At 61.7% G+C, this 15,220-nt stretch carries 19 protein-coding genes; 13 read left to right on the top strand and 6 right to left on the bottom strand.

Annotated elements, in window-relative coordinates:
• The first annotated feature begins 325 nt into the window (after positions 1-325).
• On the top strand, positions 326-1,072 hold the full coding sequence (locus CO671_RS09065; protein ID WP_097605648.1) for a helix-turn-helix transcriptional regulator: 747 nt from the start codon (positions 326-328) through the stop codon (positions 1,070-1,072).
• Between the two features lie 9 nt (positions 1,073-1,081).
• Positions 1,082-1,828, top strand: coding sequence for a helix-turn-helix transcriptional regulator (locus CO671_RS09060; RefSeq protein WP_097605647.1), 747 nt, complete (start codon positions 1,082-1,084; stop codon positions 1,826-1,828).
• A gap of 56 nt (positions 1,829-1,884) precedes the next feature.
• On the opposite strand, the gene CO671_RS09055 is transcribed toward CO671_RS09060, so the two are convergent.
• The 6 genes from CO671_RS09055 to motA all read right to left on the bottom strand — a co-directional run bounded on the left by CO671_RS09055 (position 1,885) and on the right by motA (position 7,183).
• On the bottom strand, positions 1,885-2,325 hold the full coding sequence (locus tag CO671_RS09055; RefSeq protein WP_010030050.1) for a hypothetical protein: 441 nt from the start codon (positions 2,323-2,325) through the stop codon (positions 1,885-1,887).
• 5 nt (positions 2,326-2,330) lie between these two features.
• Positions 2,331-3,410, bottom strand: coding sequence for a flagellar biosynthesis protein FlhB (gene flhB, locus CO671_RS09050; protein WP_097605646.1), 1,080 nt, complete (start codon positions 3,408-3,410; stop codon positions 2,331-2,333).
• A gap of 228 nt (positions 3,411-3,638) precedes the next feature.
• Complete coding sequence (gene fliG, locus CO671_RS09045) at positions 3,639-4,679, bottom strand: flagellar motor switch protein FliG (RefSeq protein WP_010029728.1); 1,041 nt, start codon at positions 4,677-4,679, stop codon at positions 3,639-3,641.
• A 27-nt stretch (positions 4,680-4,706) separates the two neighbouring features.
• Complete coding sequence (gene fliN / locus CO671_RS09040) at positions 4,707-5,294, bottom strand: flagellar motor switch protein FliN (protein ID WP_097605645.1); 588 nt, start codon at positions 5,292-5,294, stop codon at positions 4,707-4,709.
• A gap of 65 nt (positions 5,295-5,359) precedes the next feature.
• On the bottom strand, positions 5,360-6,310 hold the full coding sequence (locus tag CO671_RS09035; RefSeq protein WP_097605644.1) for a FliM/FliN family flagellar motor switch protein: 951 nt from the start codon (positions 6,308-6,310) through the stop codon (positions 5,360-5,362).
• Positions 6,311-7,183, bottom strand: a complete 873-nt coding sequence (gene motA, locus CO671_RS09030; protein ID WP_009993223.1) for a flagellar motor stator protein MotA — start codon at positions 7,181-7,183, stop codon at positions 6,311-6,313.
• Between the two features lie 253 nt (positions 7,184-7,436).
• Between motA and flgF the strand changes: the two genes are divergently transcribed.
• The 11 genes from flgF to flgH all read left to right on the top strand — a co-directional run bounded on the left by flgF (position 7,437) and on the right by flgH (position 15,215).
• Positions 7,437-8,171: a flagellar basal-body rod protein FlgF gene (flgF, locus tag CO671_RS09025; RefSeq protein ID WP_010030152.1), complete on the top strand. Its 735-nt coding sequence runs from the start codon at positions 7,437-7,439 to the stop codon at positions 8,169-8,171.
• Positions 8,172-8,266: 95 nt separating this feature from the next.
• Positions 8,267-9,661 (top strand): flagellar protein export ATPase FliI, encoded by a 1,395-nt coding sequence (gene fliI / locus CO671_RS09020; protein WP_097605643.1) that lies wholly within the window; start codon positions 8,267-8,269, stop codon positions 9,659-9,661.
• Between the two features lie 2 nt (positions 9,662-9,663).
• The gene (locus CO671_RS09015) at positions 9,664-10,206 is read left to right on the top strand and encodes a hypothetical protein (RefSeq protein WP_064681137.1); all 543 of its coding nucleotides are present in this window, start codon (positions 9,664-9,666) and stop codon (positions 10,204-10,206) included.
• Between the two features lie 175 nt (positions 10,207-10,381).
• On the top strand, positions 10,382-10,774 hold the full coding sequence (gene flgB, locus CO671_RS09010) for a flagellar basal body rod protein FlgB (protein WP_097605642.1): 393 nt from the start codon (positions 10,382-10,384) through the stop codon (positions 10,772-10,774).
• 5 nt (positions 10,775-10,779) lie between these two features.
• A complete protein-coding gene (flgC, locus tag CO671_RS09005; RefSeq protein ID WP_010029463.1) occupies positions 10,780-11,196 on the top strand; it encodes a flagellar basal body rod protein FlgC in 417 nt (138 codons plus the stop codon).
• Positions 11,197-11,199: 3 nt separating this feature from the next.
• On the top strand, positions 11,200-11,541 hold the full coding sequence (locus CO671_RS09000) for a flagellar hook-basal body complex protein FliE (protein ID WP_010029464.1): 342 nt from the start codon (positions 11,200-11,202) through the stop codon (positions 11,539-11,541).
• A 19-nt stretch (positions 11,542-11,560) separates the two neighbouring features.
• The gene (gene flgG, locus CO671_RS08995; RefSeq protein ID WP_064681134.1) at positions 11,561-12,349 is read left to right on the top strand and encodes a flagellar basal-body rod protein FlgG; all 789 of its coding nucleotides are present in this window, start codon (positions 11,561-11,563) and stop codon (positions 12,347-12,349) included.
• A 16-nt stretch (positions 12,350-12,365) separates the two neighbouring features.
• The gene (flgA, locus tag CO671_RS08990) at positions 12,366-12,848 is read left to right on the top strand and encodes a flagellar basal body P-ring formation chaperone FlgA (protein WP_097605641.1); all 483 of its coding nucleotides are present in this window, start codon (positions 12,366-12,368) and stop codon (positions 12,846-12,848) included.
• Positions 12,845-13,966: a flagellar basal body P-ring protein FlgI gene (locus CO671_RS08985; protein ID WP_097605640.1), complete on the top strand. Its 1,122-nt coding sequence runs from the start codon at positions 12,845-12,847 to the stop codon at positions 13,964-13,966. The genes flgA and CO671_RS08985 overlap by 4 nt, the downstream gene beginning before the upstream one ends.
• Positions 13,963-14,502 (top strand): MotE family protein, encoded by a 540-nt coding sequence (locus CO671_RS08980; RefSeq protein ID WP_097605639.1) that lies wholly within the window; start codon positions 13,963-13,965, stop codon positions 14,500-14,502. The genes CO671_RS08985 and CO671_RS08980 overlap by 4 nt, the downstream gene beginning before the upstream one ends.
• Positions 14,499-15,215 (top strand): flagellar basal body L-ring protein FlgH, encoded by a 717-nt coding sequence (gene flgH / locus CO671_RS08975; protein ID WP_097605638.1) that lies wholly within the window; start codon positions 14,499-14,501, stop codon positions 15,213-15,215. Before CO671_RS08980 ends, flgH begins: the two co-directional genes overlap by 4 nt.
• The last annotated feature ends 5 nt before the right edge of the window (positions 15,216-15,220 follow it).

The raw sequence follows: 15,220 nt of genomic DNA, 5'->3' as shown, positions 1-15,220 counted from the left end.
TTGCCGGTTCCCGCAAAGGCCGGTAAGGCGCGTTCAGCGAGGTGGATAAAGCCGCGAGCGCACTCGCGTAAAACGCGAATCAAGTTGCGGTACAGCCAGAATCACCGTAGCCTTGACCGTGTCTAGAGAGGCATGATCGGCATTCGAATCAGGGCATGGACGGCGGCGAAAGTAAATCCCCAGAAGTCGGAGATGGTACTTTACATCGGCTGGCTTACCCTTGGGTGATTCGAAATGGGATTCCCGCGGGACTTGAATTGAATCCTTTACAGAAAAATTGCCGTTGCACCGAGTGTGATCGTTTCTCAGCCGCAGGACGTTGCCAATGGATATGAATATATTTCAGGCGAGCAAAGGCGAGAGGCAGATGATAAATTTCGCAAGCGCAGTGGCGCCGGCTCTGTTGCCGCGCGATGAGCTGATCCAGCGGCTGCACAGTGTCGCCAGCACTGGCAGGTTGCAGTCCGGTTTGCGCGCCCTGACGGAATATGTCGGCGCCTCGCACTATCTCCTGGCGCGTTGTGATCTCATTCAGGAAAGCGGCCTCGATTTCGTCGTCGCCTCGGATTGGCCCTTCGACCTGGTCAAGGACATCGCCAACAATCTCGTCAGCGGCTATGCCCGCTCCACCGAGCTGGAAAAATGCATGCAGGTCTTCCAGCCGAATTTTGCGCTGCTGCCCGAGAGCGCCGACGTGCCGGAGGGCGCCAGCCGCCAATATTGTTCATTGACCTTCAATGTCGGCCGCTCGCGGCTGGCCTTGATGTTCCTGTTCGGCGAAGGGTTCATCCTGTCGCCGGAGCGGCTGCGGGATGTCGGCCTGCTTGCCGGCTATGTCGCGAGCTTCCTGCGCTGCGGCGGCGCCAGAGTCGACCGCGATTTCGAACTGACCGACCGCGAGCTGGAATGCCTGTTCTGGATCGCCGAGGGCAAGACCAGCGACGAGATCGCGATGATCCTCGGAATCTCCCGCAACACGATCAACAACTACATCACCAGCGTGATGCGCAAGACGGCGACCAAGACCCGGTCGGAGGCCATTGCCTTCGCGGTCCGCAACAATCTCGTATAGGGGGAATCCATGGGGCATCCATCAAGCAGGCTGATGAATGGCGCCGATCCGCTGCGCATGGTGCGGGTGAACAGGATTTCCAGCCGGTCCGATCTTTTTCCGCGGCTGATCGCGATGCAGAAACTCGCCGATGCTCAAGGCTTCGCCATCTATCGCGTCAGCGGCTCCGGCCTGCCGGCAAAGCAGCGCCTCGTCTGCGAGCTCGAGAACTGGGGATCTTCCAATGCCGGTTTCGGCAAGGCCTTCACGGATGCCTATGGCGATATCCTTCTCGATCATATCGAAAAGTCGCTGCTGCCGCTTTCATGGGCCGGTGCTCACGACCGGGCGGCCCCTGGCCCGGCCGACTTCGCGCCGTTCATGACGCGCTTGAAGGACGGCATCCTGCCTTTTTCAGGTCTTGCCTTTCCGGTGCGGCTCGGCGCCGTCGGCAATGGCTTCATCCTGTTTACCGGCGATGATATCGATCTTTCGAGCGACATGATCGTCGAGCTGCACGGCCGCTGCTGCCATATCATGATGGACCTGCTCTCGCTCGACGAACGCCGCACGGGCGCCGCCGAGGCGCTGAGCGAGCGCGAGATCGCCTGTCTTCAGCTTGCCGGTGATGGTCGCATCAGCGAAGAGATCGCCGAGAAGCTCGGCCTGTCCGTGCACACGGTCAACGCCTATCTCGGCTCGGCGACGATCAAGCTCGATTCCGTCAACCGCATTCAGGCGATCGCCAAGGCGATCCGGCTCGGCTACATCAGCTGAGCAGCGCCTGCCGCCTTTCATGAAAGACAGCGCAAAGCTTGATTGATTGAGGGCGGTCAGCTGGCGAATGCGCGCGGTGGTTTCACGCTGTAGCGGGCTTGCCGAAGGCTCCTTTCCAGGAAGACGGTATTCTCGTCGGGGTCGGGAGAGGGATCCTGGAAGGCGATGTGGTTGATTTCAATGCCGGCATGATCCTCGGCAAGGGTGAGCTGGGCATAGACGGTGACGCCGCGCGGCTTGATTTCCAGGTCGAGAACGACTTCCGGCTTGCCGCCCCATTCCAGCGTATAGTTTCCGCCCAGGCCGAAATTGACTGTGCCCGGATGAAAGAAAAGCTCCGCGGCCGAAGCGACGAGATCGGCCAGATTGCCGTAATACTCGAAGCGCAGCAGTGAAATAAGGTCAGAGGCATCCAGAAGGCGCAGTTCGGTGGCGACCGGGCTGATCGCGTCTGCGAGGATCTTTTCACGCTGGGCAGAGTGAGGGCATTTTTTCATTCGGCTTATCTTACCCGTTTGTTCTTGGCGTCTGCGGCGTAGACCCTGTGTATGAGCTCCGCAACGGCCTTATAGAAGACTGACGGTATGACACTATCGACCGAGACTTGCGCAAACATGGAGCGCGCAAGCGGCGGATCTTCGAACACCGGGATGCCGTTCTGCTCGGCAATCTCCCTGATCTTCAGCGCAATGAGGTCCTGGCCCTTCGCCAGCACCACCGGGGCGTCGTTCTCCTCACGCGCGTAACGCAGTGCCACGGCGTAGTGCGTCGGGTTGGCGATGACGAGCGTTGCGCGGTGCACGTTGGCGATCATGCGCCGGCGCGCGCGGTCGCGCATCAGCGAGCGCTGCCGGCTTTTGACAAAGGGATCCCCCTGCGCCTGCTTGTTTTCTTCCTTCACTTCGTGGCGCGTCATCTTGAGTTCGGTGAACCAATGATGGCGCGTCCAGAAAAAATCGGCGATCGCTACGATCGCGGTGGCGATCAGCATGACGATGATGATCTTGCGCATCGCCGTCATCATCCTGACGAGGATCGTCTGCGGATCGGAGAACATCGCGTCGATCGAGCCGAAATATTCGCTCCTCAGCACGAAGAACAGAATCACTCCGACGACGACGACCTTGAACAGCGACTTTCCGAACTCGACGAGGCCGGGCAGGCTGAAGAGCCGTGACCAGCCCTTGATCGGCGAGATGCGCGAAGCCTGCGGCCTGATGCGTTCCAGCACAGGCGTCGGCAGGTTCTGGAAGATCGACGAGGCGACGCCGAACACCATGAGCAGGATGAAGGCAGGCGCCAGCAGCGCAGCGATTGCCCAGCCGAGCCGCACGAAGAGCGCCAGGACATCCGGCCCCGTTTCGATCTTCCATTGATCGGGCTGCTCGAAGATATCGCGCAGCATTTCGCTCATGCGCCCAACGCTTTCGGGAAGGAAGAACACCAGATAGATGAAGGTGGCAAGGATGGTCGCGAAGATCGACAGCTCGCGCGAAAACGGCACATTGCCCTTTTCCGCGGCATCGCTTTGCTTTTTCGCGGTCGGGGCTTCTGTTTTGCTGTCCTTGTCATCGTCTGCCAAGTCGCGGCCCTCCGTCAAAGTAACAGGCCGCAGCGAATGCATGCCACCCAAGGGCAGCGGTTTTGGGATGACGACATGCACCAAAACAAAGAGCTGTAGCGCGTCGCGAAAACCGGGTTTTCTGCGACACGCTATAGAGCGCGGCCTATCGACGAAGGGTAGTCGCCTGTTGCACGGTGATCAACAGCCGCCTTTCGGGCGGCCGGATTTGTCAACAGTCTCGGAAGATCAGGCCGCTGCCGAAGCGTCGCCTTCCTTCTCCTTGAGCTCGATCTGACCTGCGTTGGCCAGGCGAATCGCTTCCTGTGCCACGGCGCGCCGGGCAATGGCGATCTCGCGCGGATTGACGCCGCCCATGCCGCTCTGCAGATCCGATTCGATCATGCGGCGCTGGCGCGGACTGATGGCCGAGAGAACCGATTCGCGGATCTCGGGCGGCGAACCGCGCAGCGAGACGGTGAGCACATCCGTCGAGATGTCGTTGAGCAGCAGGACGCGGCTGCGCTGCGGCATGTACATCAGGTCCTCGAACAGGAAGATCTTCGGGCGGACCTTGTTGACGGATTCGCGGCTGATCGATTCGAGCGAGGTGAGCAGCGTGTCGACCTGCGGCTTGTCGAGCTCGTTCATGAGATCGGCGACCTTCGTCGAGCCGGCGGCGTTGCGTTCCGCCTCGACCTCGGCAAGCAGCGTCATCACCTGGTTTTCGATGATCTGCGCAGCCTTCGGGCTGACGGTCTTCATGTTGACCGTGCGGTTCATGATGTCGGCGCGACGGTTGTCGGGAAGCTGCAGCAGCACCTTGGCGCCGAAGGAGGAGGGCATCATCGAAAGGATATAGGCGACGGTCTGCGGATGTTCGCGCAGCAGGAACTGGGCGACGAAAGCCGGCTCGGCCTCGCTGAGGCGATCCCAGATGGAGGTTTCGTAGGCCTGGAATGCCGTGCGGCGGCCGAGCAGGCTGTCGACCTCGTCGGGCGTCAGGCCTTCTTCCAGAATGGCCTCGATCGCCTTGGCATTGTCCATCAGTCCGGCGCCCTCGGTAAAGAGGTCTTCGAATTCGCCGACGAGCATCAAAAGCTCGTCCGGCGGAATGGCGCGTAGCGACTGGGCAGATGCGATAATGGTCTGCAGCTCGGCCTGGGTGAAATATTTCAACAGCCGGCCGGCGACGCCCTTTCCCATGGCGAGAAGGACCGCCGCCGCCTTTTCAGCCTGGGTCAACGGTTTCCCGGCTAGCGCGCCGCCGAAATCGTCAAAGTCCATCATGGTCTAACCTCTCCGTCCCCACAGGGATCAGGCTTTTTTTGTACTCAAAACTTCTATCAGTTTCACGCCGAATCGGGTGTCGTCGTAATCAAGCACCGTGATCTCGCCGCGTGCAATCCTGCGGCCGTTCACCATGATCTCGACAGGTTCGCCGATTTTCTTGTCGAGAGCGATCGTCGCTCCTTCGTTGAGATTCATCAGGCCGGAGACCTGCATCCGGCTGGTGCCGAGCATGATCTGGACATCGATCGGAATGTCCATGATCATTTCGAAGTTCGAAGTCAGCGCGCTGCCGAGCGGCGCCGGCGACGCCTCGAACGAAGAGCTGCCGCCGAAATCCATGCCTGCCGCCGGGCTGGCATTGCCAGCGCCGAAATCGCCGCCGAAATCGTCGCCGCCGAAAGGGGAATCCGAAATCTCGCCGCCAAAGGCGGCCAGATCCGTTCCTGCTCCGAAGGCATCGTTCTCCAGGTCGCCGCCAAACTGCGACAGGTCGCCATCGGCATCCTGCTTCAGCACGCCGCGCAGATCGTCGATCGCCTGGTCGAGATCCGCTTCGCTGCCCGGCACATCCAGGGAGAGGTCACTGTTCTGCTGTGTTTTCTTCGTAGCCATGAAATCACTATTCCAGTTGAAACTTGCCTCAAACTGCCTTTGCAGCCCAAAAGCCAGAGAACCGACTAATTCATTAAATGACGGATGAGTTCGTCATCCGAGTTCATCGTATCCTTGACGCGGACCATGTAGTTTTCGCCTGAGCGCCCGAACTCGCAGATATACAATTCCTTGCTGTTGGCGCTGACCTCGACGCGTACTTCGCCGGTGTCGCGGAAGGGGATGACGTCGCCGACCATCAGCTTCGATATCGTACGCAGCGTCAGGTCCTGCAGCCTGATTCTGGCCTCGAGCGTGACATGCGAGCGGCGGACCTGATCGCCGAGCTGTTCGGTCCATTCCGGAGAGGCGCCGCCGGCCTGACGCTTCGGCTTCGGCGGCGTCACCTGGGTCTTCAGCAGCGCCGTTTGCGGAACGATCAACGAGAATTCCGAAACGATGCCGGCGAGCGTGATCGACATGTTGATGGCGGCGGCGAATTCGTCCGGCTTGTCTTCCGCCGGCCGGGGGCGCGTGTCATGGGCGTGCGGGGCCGAAAGGCTTGGTTCGAAACCGCCCGGCGCGTTGACCGCCGAGCGCAGCACCTTGGCGATCTTGTCGAAGACCATGACCGCCAGATCGAGTTCGATGATCGAGAGCAGCCGGTCGGCCGGTTCCTCGATCGTATCGGCGGTGGCGCCGAGCAGGTGCTCCATCAGCGTGATGACGAAACCATTGCCGCAGGCAAGCGTGACGTTCTGCGACCAGTTGCGCAAGGTCGCATCGACGAGGGTGACGTTGGCGCTGAGGTCGTCGATCAGGTGGTTCTTGTAGCCGATCTCGCAGCCGAGATAGTTGACCGTCACATCGAGGCCGGTCTCGCTTTTGATGACGTCGGGAAAGAACTCGCTGTAGACCTCTCCGAAGGCGCTGCAGATCTTGGATACTCTGCCCCTGTCGCCAAGCCCGCCGGTCAGCTTGGCGAGAAGGGCAGGATCCATTGCCGGTTTGTCATGCGAAGCATCGCTCATGGTCATTTAAGCCGCCTTGTTTTCGCCGCCTGGGTTCATCATTTCCTGTTCGACTGCGTCGATGGACGGACGCTCGTAGGCCGAGATCGTCTTGCGGCCGTATTCGAGAGCCACCTGCGGCACCGAACCGTTCATATAGGCCAGCAGAGTCTGCTTGACGATGACGTAGAGGCGGTGCTGCTTGTTGCGGACGACCTTGATCTGGGAGACCAGCGGCGAGCAGAGGCAGTAGGACAAGAGAATGCCGAGGAAGGTGCCGACGAGCGCCGAGCCGATCAGGTGGCCGAGCACTTCGGGCGAATCGTTGATGTGGGCCATCGCCTTGATGACGCCGAGAACGGCCGCGACGATACCGATCGCCGGGAAAGAGTCGCCCATGATCTGGATCGCATGGTAGGGCTTCATCTTGTCGTGCATGATGGTGTTGAGCTCTTCATCCATCAGCGCCTCGATTTCGTGGCTGCGCGCATTGCCGATGATGATCAGGCGGACGTAATCGCAGATGAACGCCGTCAGCTCCTTGTTCTTCAGAACCGTGGGTGCCTGCTGGAAGATCGTCGATTCGGCCGGATTGTCGATATGGGCTTCGATTTCGTTTCGCGACTTGGTGCGCAGGTCACGCATCAGCGAATAGAGCACGCCGAGCGTGTCGAGATAATTGCGCTCCTTCGGCACGGCGTGCTTGAAGGCCTCCCCGAGCGCCTTGCCGGAATCCTTCACCACCTTCATCGGGTTTGCCATGATGAAGCTGCCGAGACCCGCGCCGCCGATGATGACGAATTCGAACGGCTGGAACAGTGCTTCCACGTGGCCGCCCATCGCCATGAAGCTGCCGATGACACAGCCGCAAGTCACTATAAATCCGATAATGATGTTCATCGTCAGCCCAATCTGAACGTTGCTTTTCTTTGAGACGGATAGGGTTTCTGCCTTGCGTGAGGCTGATGAAACGGCCGCATGCGGGCATTTCAGCGTGCCAGCTTCGCGCAAGCATCTGCCGTCAATCTGAAGGAGACGAATGGGCGTTCGCGCCCGTTTCTGAGATGCCGCCTCAGCGAAATTCCGGCCGAACCAGATCAGACGACGCCCGGCTTTTCGTTCCGTTCATCGCCAATGCTTGGAGCTTTCCGACATGCAATCCGGTCTTTACGTTTCTCTGTCGTCGCAGATGGCGCTCGAAAAGCGCCTGAACACCATCGCCGACAACATGGCCAACGTGAACACGACCGGCTTTCGCGCCACCGAGGTGAAGTTCGACGAGATGGTGGCCGCCACCAAGAACAAGCTGAACACCAAGGTTGCCTTCGTCTCCCAGGGCAATGATTATCTGAACGAGCAGAGCGGCGAGTTACAACATACCGGCAACATGCTCGATTTCGCCGTCAAAGGCGACGCCTGGTTCTCGCTCGATACGCCGGCCGGCCGCGTGCTGACGCGCGACGGCCGCTTCACGATCAAGGAGACCGGCGAGCTCGTCTCGATCCGGGGATATCCGGTTCTCGACGCTGGCGGCGCGCCGATCCAGCTCGATACGAAAGCCGGCGAGCCGGCGGTCGGCACCGACGGCGTCATCTATCAGGCCGGCCGTCAGGTCGGATCGCTCGGGCTGTTCGAGGCCGATATCAGCAAGGGTTACCTGCGCTACGAAAACAGCGGCATCATGACCACCGATCAGCCGCGCGCCGTCGTCGACCGCTTCAATGTCGGCGTCGAGCAGGGATATCTGGAAAACTCCAACGTCAACGCCATGCGCGAGATCACCCAGCTGATCGAAGTCAACCGCGCCTTTGAAAGCATCTCATCACTGATGCGCGACAGCGAGGATTCGTTCAAGGAAGCCGTCCAGACGCTTGGGGGCAGCCGCTAATGCATGTCGCCCAAAAGTGTCCAGCGGTTTTGGGAGGACGACATGCATAGGAACAAAGACCGAAAATGCGTCGCATCTTCCGGTGGGATTGAAGCATGAGCACGCTACTGTCCGAGGATGGCCTCTCCCCGAAGCTGGCACATCTGGCAGGTCTCGTCGAGCAATATGCATTGCCGGAGTTCGCGGTTGCCCATGGCGGTCGCGTGCAGACCATCGCCGCCGGCCACTACACCGTTCGCGGTCTTTCCCGCCATGTTCGTCTCGGCGAGTTCGTGGCGCATAAATCCGCCTCCGGCGTCCATCTCGGCGAGGTCGTTCGTGTCGAGCCGGAGCTGATCTACGTCTGCCCGATCGAACCCGGCGAGCCGATCGGCATCGATGATACCGTCATCCGCAAGGGCGCCTTCCGCATTTCGCCGTCCGACAGCTGGTGCGGGCGCACCATCAACTCGCTTTGCGAGCCGATCGACGGGCTCGGTCCGATCGTCGAGGGCCTCGATCGCCGCTCGATCTCCAATACCGCGCCGCCGTCGATGACCCGCCAGCGGGTCGGGACCGGCTTCAAGACCGGCGTGCGCGCGATCGACATCTTCTCGCCGCTCTGCCTCGGGCAGCGCCTCGGCATTTTCGCCGGATCGGGTGTCGGCAAGTCGACGCTTCTGTCCATGCTCGCCCGCGCCGACGCCTTCGACAAGGTCGTCATCGCGCTCGTCGGCGAACGCGGCCGCGAGGTGCGCGAATTCATCGAGGATACGCTCGGCAGCAATATGAAGAAGGCGATCGCCATCGTCGCGACCAGCGACGAGAGCCCGATGCTGCGCAAGATGGCGCCGCTGACGGCGATCACCATTGCCGAGCATTTCCGCGACAAGGGCGAGAACGTCCTCTTCATCGTCGACAGCGTCACCCGTTTCGCCCACGCGATCCGCGAGGTGGCAACCGCCTCCGGCGAGCCGCCGATCGCGCGCGGCTATCCCGCGTCGGTCTTCACCGAACTGCCGCGCCTGCTCGAACGCGCCGGTCCAGGCCCCGAGGGCGCCGGCACGATCACCGCGATCATCTCGATCCTCGTCGACGGCGACAACCACAACGACCCGATCGCCGATTCGACGCGCGGCATCCTCGACGGCCATATCGTCCTGCAGCGCAGCCTCGCCGAAGAAGGGCGTTATCCGCCGATCGATCCGCTCGCCTCGATCTCGCGTCTTGCCCGCAAGGCCTGGACGCCGGACCAGGAAAAGCTGGTGTCGCGGCTGAAAGTGTTGATCCACCGCTTCGAGGAAACGCGAGACCTGCGCCTGATCGGCGGTTACCGCCAGGGCGCCGATCCCGATCTCGACATGGCGGTCAAGCAGGTCCCCATCATTTACGACGTCCTGAAACAGGCGCCGGGCGATCGTCAGTCGGTCGACGCCTTTGCCGATCTCGCCGGCGCGCTGAAGGCCGCAGCCGGCATGGGCAATCCGGGCGCACCCATCCAGAGGAGATAGACGTGGCTGAATTCGACGACGAACGCATCGCTTCGCTGAAGCAGCGCAGGAAGGGCGCCATGCTGGATCGGTTTCTCACCTACACCGGCCTGGCGCTTGCCGGCGCTTCGGCCTTTTTCCCCTGGTACGTCTTCTTCAACGCCGACAAGTTCGGCATCAACGTCGCCGCCAGCAGCAATTCGCGCGAACTGCCGGATTGGCCGGCCCGCAACGTATTCAGCGTCTCGCCGCTGGCCATGGTCAACAAGAACGAGGCGGCCAAGAAGGTTCCGCCGGTCGATCCGCTGACGACGGCAACGGTCTCCGATCTCGGCAAAGCGCGTGATGGCGGCGACTTGCTGGAGGAGCAACCTTTCCCCGGCAAGTCTTCCTTCCGTCTGCTGCATGTCTCCAACGGCCGGGCGCTGATCGAGGATCCCTCGGGCATGTATGTGGTGCGCATCGGCTCGGTCCTGCCCGACGAAAGCCGCCTTGCGACGCTGGAGCAGCGGGACGGCAAGTGGGTGATCATCACCTCCAAGGGTGAGATCTACAAGAACGACTGAACCGCTTCGCAAAGGCCGAAGGCAACAGGGGCTCCGCCGCAGACCGGCAGGAGCCCTTTCTCTTATGCGGCCCCTCTTATGCGACCTCGCCGAAAGCGCCTCCAAGCCCGATTTCCGGTAAGTCCCACGCAAGATTACCGCACTAGGTTCGGGCTAGTAAAAACGGAGAGTTCTCATGCAACCGATCCAACTTTTCGACTTGGCTTCGCGACAGGCGGAATGGCTGACGATCCGTCAGCAGGTTGTTGCCGGCAATATCGCGAATGCCAATACCCCGAAATTCCGCGCCAAGGACGTCACGCCGTTTGACGCTGTCCTGGACAAGTCCGACATCGCCATGGCGCGCACCAATCCGGCGCACTTCAGCGGCAACGATCTCAGCGACAGCGCCGATATCGATGTCAAGGACGCTGCGCTCGACCAGGAGATCGGCATCCAGGAATCCGGCAACACCGTCGGACTGGCCGAGGAGCTTTCGAAGTCGGGCGACATCAAACGCCAGTACGATCTGAACACCTCGCTGGTCAGCTCCTTCAACCGCATGATGCTGATGACCGTCAGGAGGTAATTGTCATGGATCCGCTTTCCGCCGCTATGAAAATTGCCGGTTCGGGGCTCGAGGCGCAATCGACGCGTCTGCGCATCGTCTCGGAAAACATCGCCAACGCCCGTTCGACCGGCGACACGCCCGGCGCCGATCCCTATCGCCGCAAGACGATCACCTTCGGTCAGCAGATGGACCGCGCAAGCGGCGTCGAGACGGTCAACGTCAAGAAGGTCGGCGTCGACGAAGGTGATTTCAGCACCGAATTCGACCCCAGCAACCCGGCTGCGGACCAGAAGGGCGTTGTCAAGCTGCCGAACGTCAACATCCTGGTCGAGATGGCCGACATGCGTGAAGCCAACCGCTCCTACGACGCCAACCTGCAGACCATCAAGCAGACCCGCGACCTCATTTCGTCCACGATCGATCTTCTGAAGAGCCAATAATAAATGATCAGCAGCGTCCAGAATGTCAGCAACCTTTCGATGACCCGTGCGCTCGGCGCCGTTGACACCGAAAATTCCGCCTCATCGTCCGCAACGACCATGCCGGGCACCGCGGGTGCGGCCAACGGCATGAGCTTCGCCTCCGTCATGGGCAACATGGCGACCGAGGCTGTCAACAGCCTGAAGGGCGCCGAAAGCATGTCCTTTGCCGGCATCAAGGGCACGGCGACGACCCGTGAAGTCGTCGATTCCATGCTCCAGGCCGAGCAGACGCTCCAGACTGCGATTGCCATCCGCGACAAGGTCGTCTCGGCCTTTCTCGAAGTCACCAAGATGCAGATGTAACTGATTTGAGGACGAACACATGAGAGCGCTCGCCATTGCAGCAACGGGCATGGATGCCCAGCAGACCAATCTGGAAGTCATCGCGAACAACATCGCCAACATCAACACCACAGGCTTCAAGCGCGCCCGCGCCGAGTTCACGGATCTGCTCTATCAGACCGAACGCGCCAAGGGCGTCGCCAACCGCGCCAACCAGGCCGTCGTTCCCGAAGGCGCCAATATCGGTCTCGGCGTTCAGACGTCTGCGGTGCGCAATCTGCATCTCCAGGGCGAACTCACCCAGACCGGCAACGATCTCGACATCGCGCTGATCGGCAAGGGCTTCTTCCAGATCCAGTCGACCGACGGCACCACGCTCTATACCCGCGCCGGCGCCTTCAACAAGAACGACCAGGGCCAACTCGTCACGATCGATGGTTATGAAGTCCTTCCCGGCATCACCATTCCGCAGGGTTCGACCGAGCTGACCGTCAGCCGCTCCGGCGAGGTCTCGGTCAAGCTGCCGGGCGCCACCGATACGACCGTGCTCGGCCAGCTGACCCTTGCCGACTTCGTCAACGAGGCGGGCCTGCAGCCGATCGGCGACAACCTCTTCCAGGAAACCGCCGCCTCCGGCGAGGCCGTCGTCGGCAATCCCGACGAGGAAGGCTTCGGCTACATGAAGCAGGGCTATCTGGAGTCCTCGAACGTCGATCCGGTGAAGGAAATCACCGAGCTGATATCGGCCCAGCGCGCTTACGAAATGAACTCCAAGGTGATCACCACCGCTGATGAAATGGCCTCCATCGTCAGCAAGAACCTGAAGTAAAGGGAAGGGCCGAAACATGATGTTTTGCCGGGCAGGACAAATCTCGGGATGGGTGGCGGCAGCCATGATCGCAGTCGCGGGCATCGTCATGCCCGCAGGCGCCGACGCCGGCATGGGTTATGCCGTCGTCCCGACGACAATCATCTACCCCGGCGATACATTGTCGGCCCGCCAGCTCCAGGAGGTTGAGGTCACCAACCCCAACCTTGCCGGCGATTTTGCCAAATCCATCTCCCAGGTCGAAGGCCTGGTCTCCAAGCGCACGCTGCTGCCGGGCCGCACGATCGCGGTTTCGGGTCTGCGCGAGCCCTATACGGTGACGCGCGGCTCTTCGATCCGCCTGGTCTTCTCGCTCGGCGCGATGACGATCTCGGCCGCCGGCACGCCGCTCGAAGACGGCGCCACCGGGCAGCTCATCCGCGCGCGCAATATGGATTCCGGCGTCATCGTCAGCGGCACGGTGCTTGCCGACGGCACGGTCCATGTGAGGGCAAAATGAGATTGTTGTTCCGTTTCCTGACCCTTGCCGCGGTTCTCGCCATGAGCATGGCCGACGTCGCGCCCGCCTGGGCGCTGACTTCGCGCATCAAGGATATTGCATCCCTCCAGGCCGGCCGCGACAATCAGCTGATCGGTTATGGCCTCATCGTCGGCCTGCAGGGCACCGGCGACGGATTCCGGTCGTCGCCCTTCACCGAGCAGTCGATGCGGGCGATGCTGCAGAATCTCGGCATCTCGACGCAGGGCGGCCAGTCCAGCGCCAAGAACACCGCCGCCGTGATGGTCACCGCCAACCTGCCGCCTTTCGCAAGCCCCGGCAGCCGTATCGACGTGACGGTGAGCTCGCTCGGCGACGCGACGTCGCTGCGCGGCGGCACGCTCGTCATGACCTCGCTTTCCGGTGCCGACGGCCAGATCTACGCCGTCGCGCAGGGCTCCGTCATCGTCTCCGGCTTTCAGGCGCAGGGCCAGGCGGCGACCGTGACCGAAGGTGTGACCACCGCCGGCCGCGTGCCGGGCGGCGCCATCATCGAACGCGAGCTGCCCTCCCGCTTCAAGGATTCGGTCAATCTCGTCCTGCAGCTGCGCAATCCCGACTTCTCGACGGCGATCCGCATCGCCGACATCGTCAACGGTTATGCCTCGGCCCGTTTTGGGGGCCCGGTCGCCGAAGCCAAGGATTCGCAGGAAGTGGTGATTCAGAAGCCGCGCCAGGCCGATCTCACCCGGCTGATGGCCGATGTCGAAAACCTCATCGTCGAAACCGATACGCCGGCCAAGGTTGTCATCAACGAGCGCACCGGAACGATCGTCATCGGCTCCGACGTCCGCGTCTCGCCGGTCGCCGTCAGCTACGGCACTCTGACGGTCCAGGTCACCGAGACGCCGCAGATCATCCAGCCGGAACCCTTCTCACGCGGTCGGACCGCGGTCCAGCCGCAGACCGATATCGCGGCTGAGCAGACCGGAGGACGCGTCGCCATCATCGACGGTCCCGACCTCAGGACCCTTGTCGCCGGCCTCAACAATATCGGCGTGAAACCGGATGGCATCATCGCCATTCTCCAGGGCATCAAATCGGCAGGCGCCCTGCAGGCGGAGCTTGTGCTGCAATGAAGATGATCCTGAACCCCGACCTGACGGTCCTGCAACTGCTGCGCCGGCTGGCGCTGCCGGCAGCAGGCCTCATCCTTCTGTCGATTCCCGGCGCCTTCGCGCAGCAGCACCCGGAGGGGGACATCACGTCCGAGGACGAGATCAAGCAATTTTGCACCAACATCGCCGATCCCGCCCGCGACCAGCGTTACCTCCTGCAGAAGCAGGAACTGGAAAGGCTTCGCGCCGACATCGACGCCCGCATGGCGGAGATGGACAAGCGCAAAGCCGAATATCAGGATTGGCTGAAGCGGCGCGACGACTTCCTCAAGCAGGCGGAAGCCGGTCTCACCGAAATCTACAGGAAGATGAAGCCGGATGCGGCCGCACTCCAGCTGCAGGATATGAAGATCGAGGTGGCCTCCGCCGTGATCATGCGGCTCGGCCCGCGCCAGTCGAGCCTCATCCTCAACGAGATGGACCCGCAGAAAGCCGCCGTCATCGCCAGCGTCATCGCCAGTGCGTCCGATCCCAATACGTCGAAGGATCCTTCATGAACATGCGTTTTTCGGCCGCGATCGCCGCCCTCGCACTCCTTGCAGGCTGCCAGTCCCCGACGGCGGTCAGCGAGATCGGCCGCGCGCCCGCCATGAGCCCGATCGGCAGCGGTCTTGCCTATGGTCAGACGCCGCAGATGGCGCTCTATCCGAAGCAGCCGCGCGCCGTCGCGCAGGGCTATTCGCTGTGGAGCGATTCGCAGGCCGCCCTGTTCAAGGATGCGCGCGCGCTCAACGTCGGCGACATCCTGACCGTCGACATCCAGATCAACGACAAGGCCTCCTTCGACAACGAGACCAACCGCAGCCGCACGAATTCGAGCGGCATGAACTGGGACATCAACGCCCAGATCTTCGGCTGGACGCCCGAATCCAAGACCGACCTGACCTACGGTTCCGACACCAGCACCGACGGCAAGGGCAAGATCGAGCGCACCGACAAGCTCACCCTTCTGGTCGCGGCCGTCGTCACCGGCATTCTCGAAAACGGCAACCTCGTCATATCGGGCTCGCAGGAGGTGCGCCTGAACCAGGAGCTGCGCATCCTGAACGTCGCCGGTATCGTGCGTCCGCAGGACGTCAATGCCGACAACCAGATCTCCTATGACAAGATCGCCGAAGCTCGCATCTCCTATGGCGGCCGCGGCCGCCTGATGGAAGTGCAGCAGCCTCCGCGCGGCCAGCAGGCCGTCGACCTTTTCTCGCCGCTTTGAGGCCG

Source organism: Rhizobium sp. M10 (assembly GCF_002531955.1).
Taxonomy (GTDB): domain Bacteria; phylum Pseudomonadota; class Alphaproteobacteria; order Rhizobiales; family Rhizobiaceae; genus Rhizobium; species Rhizobium etli_C.
This window is presented reverse-complemented; position numbering and strand designations above follow the sequence as displayed.

Bases quoted from the DNA above. Each gene is read 5' to 3' on its own strand.
- flgG (WP_064681134.1), top strand. From the start codon at position 11,561: ATGAGAGCGCTCGCCATTGCAGCAACGGGCATGGATGCCCAGCAGACC.
- flgC (WP_010029463.1), top strand. From the start codon at position 10,780: ATGGATCCGCTTTCCGCCGCTATGAAAATTGCCGGTTCGGGGCTCGAG.
- CO671_RS09035 (WP_097605644.1), bottom strand. From the start codon at position 6,310: ATGACCATGAGCGATGCTTCGCATGACAAACCGGCAATGGATCCTGCC.
- motA (WP_009993223.1), bottom strand. From the start codon at position 7,183: ATGAACATCATTATCGGATTTATAGTGACTTGCGGCTGTGTCATCGGC.
- fliI (WP_097605643.1), top strand. From the start codon at position 8,267: ATGAGCACGCTACTGTCCGAGGATGGCCTCTCCCCGAAGCTGGCACAT.
- CO671_RS08980 (WP_097605639.1), top strand. From the start codon at position 13,963: ATGAAGATGATCCTGAACCCCGACCTGACGGTCCTGCAACTGCTGCGC.
- flgF (WP_010030152.1), top strand. From the start codon at position 7,437: ATGCAATCCGGTCTTTACGTTTCTCTGTCGTCGCAGATGGCGCTCGAA.
- fliG (WP_010029728.1), bottom strand. From the start codon at position 4,679: ATGATGGACTTTGACGATTTCGGCGGCGCGCTAGCCGGGAAACCGTTG.
- CO671_RS08985 (WP_097605640.1), top strand. From the start codon at position 12,845: ATGAGATTGTTGTTCCGTTTCCTGACCCTTGCCGCGGTTCTCGCCATG.
- CO671_RS09060 (WP_097605647.1), top strand. From the start codon at position 1,082: ATGGGGCATCCATCAAGCAGGCTGATGAATGGCGCCGATCCGCTGCGC.
- CO671_RS09055 (WP_010030050.1), bottom strand. From the start codon at position 2,325: ATGAAAAAATGCCCTCACTCTGCCCAGCGTGAAAAGATCCTCGCAGAC.
- CO671_RS09000 (WP_010029464.1), top strand. From the start codon at position 11,200: ATGATCAGCAGCGTCCAGAATGTCAGCAACCTTTCGATGACCCGTGCG.
- CO671_RS09065 (WP_097605648.1), top strand. From the start codon at position 326: ATGGATATGAATATATTTCAGGCGAGCAAAGGCGAGAGGCAGATGATA.
- flgB (WP_097605642.1), top strand. From the start codon at position 10,382: ATGCAACCGATCCAACTTTTCGACTTGGCTTCGCGACAGGCGGAATGG.
- flgA (WP_097605641.1), top strand. From the start codon at position 12,366: ATGATGTTTTGCCGGGCAGGACAAATCTCGGGATGGGTGGCGGCAGCC.
- fliN (WP_097605645.1), bottom strand. From the start codon at position 5,294: ATGGCTACGAAGAAAACACAGCAGAACAGTGACCTCTCCCTGGATGTG.
- flgH (WP_097605638.1), top strand. From the start codon at position 14,499: ATGAACATGCGTTTTTCGGCCGCGATCGCCGCCCTCGCACTCCTTGCA.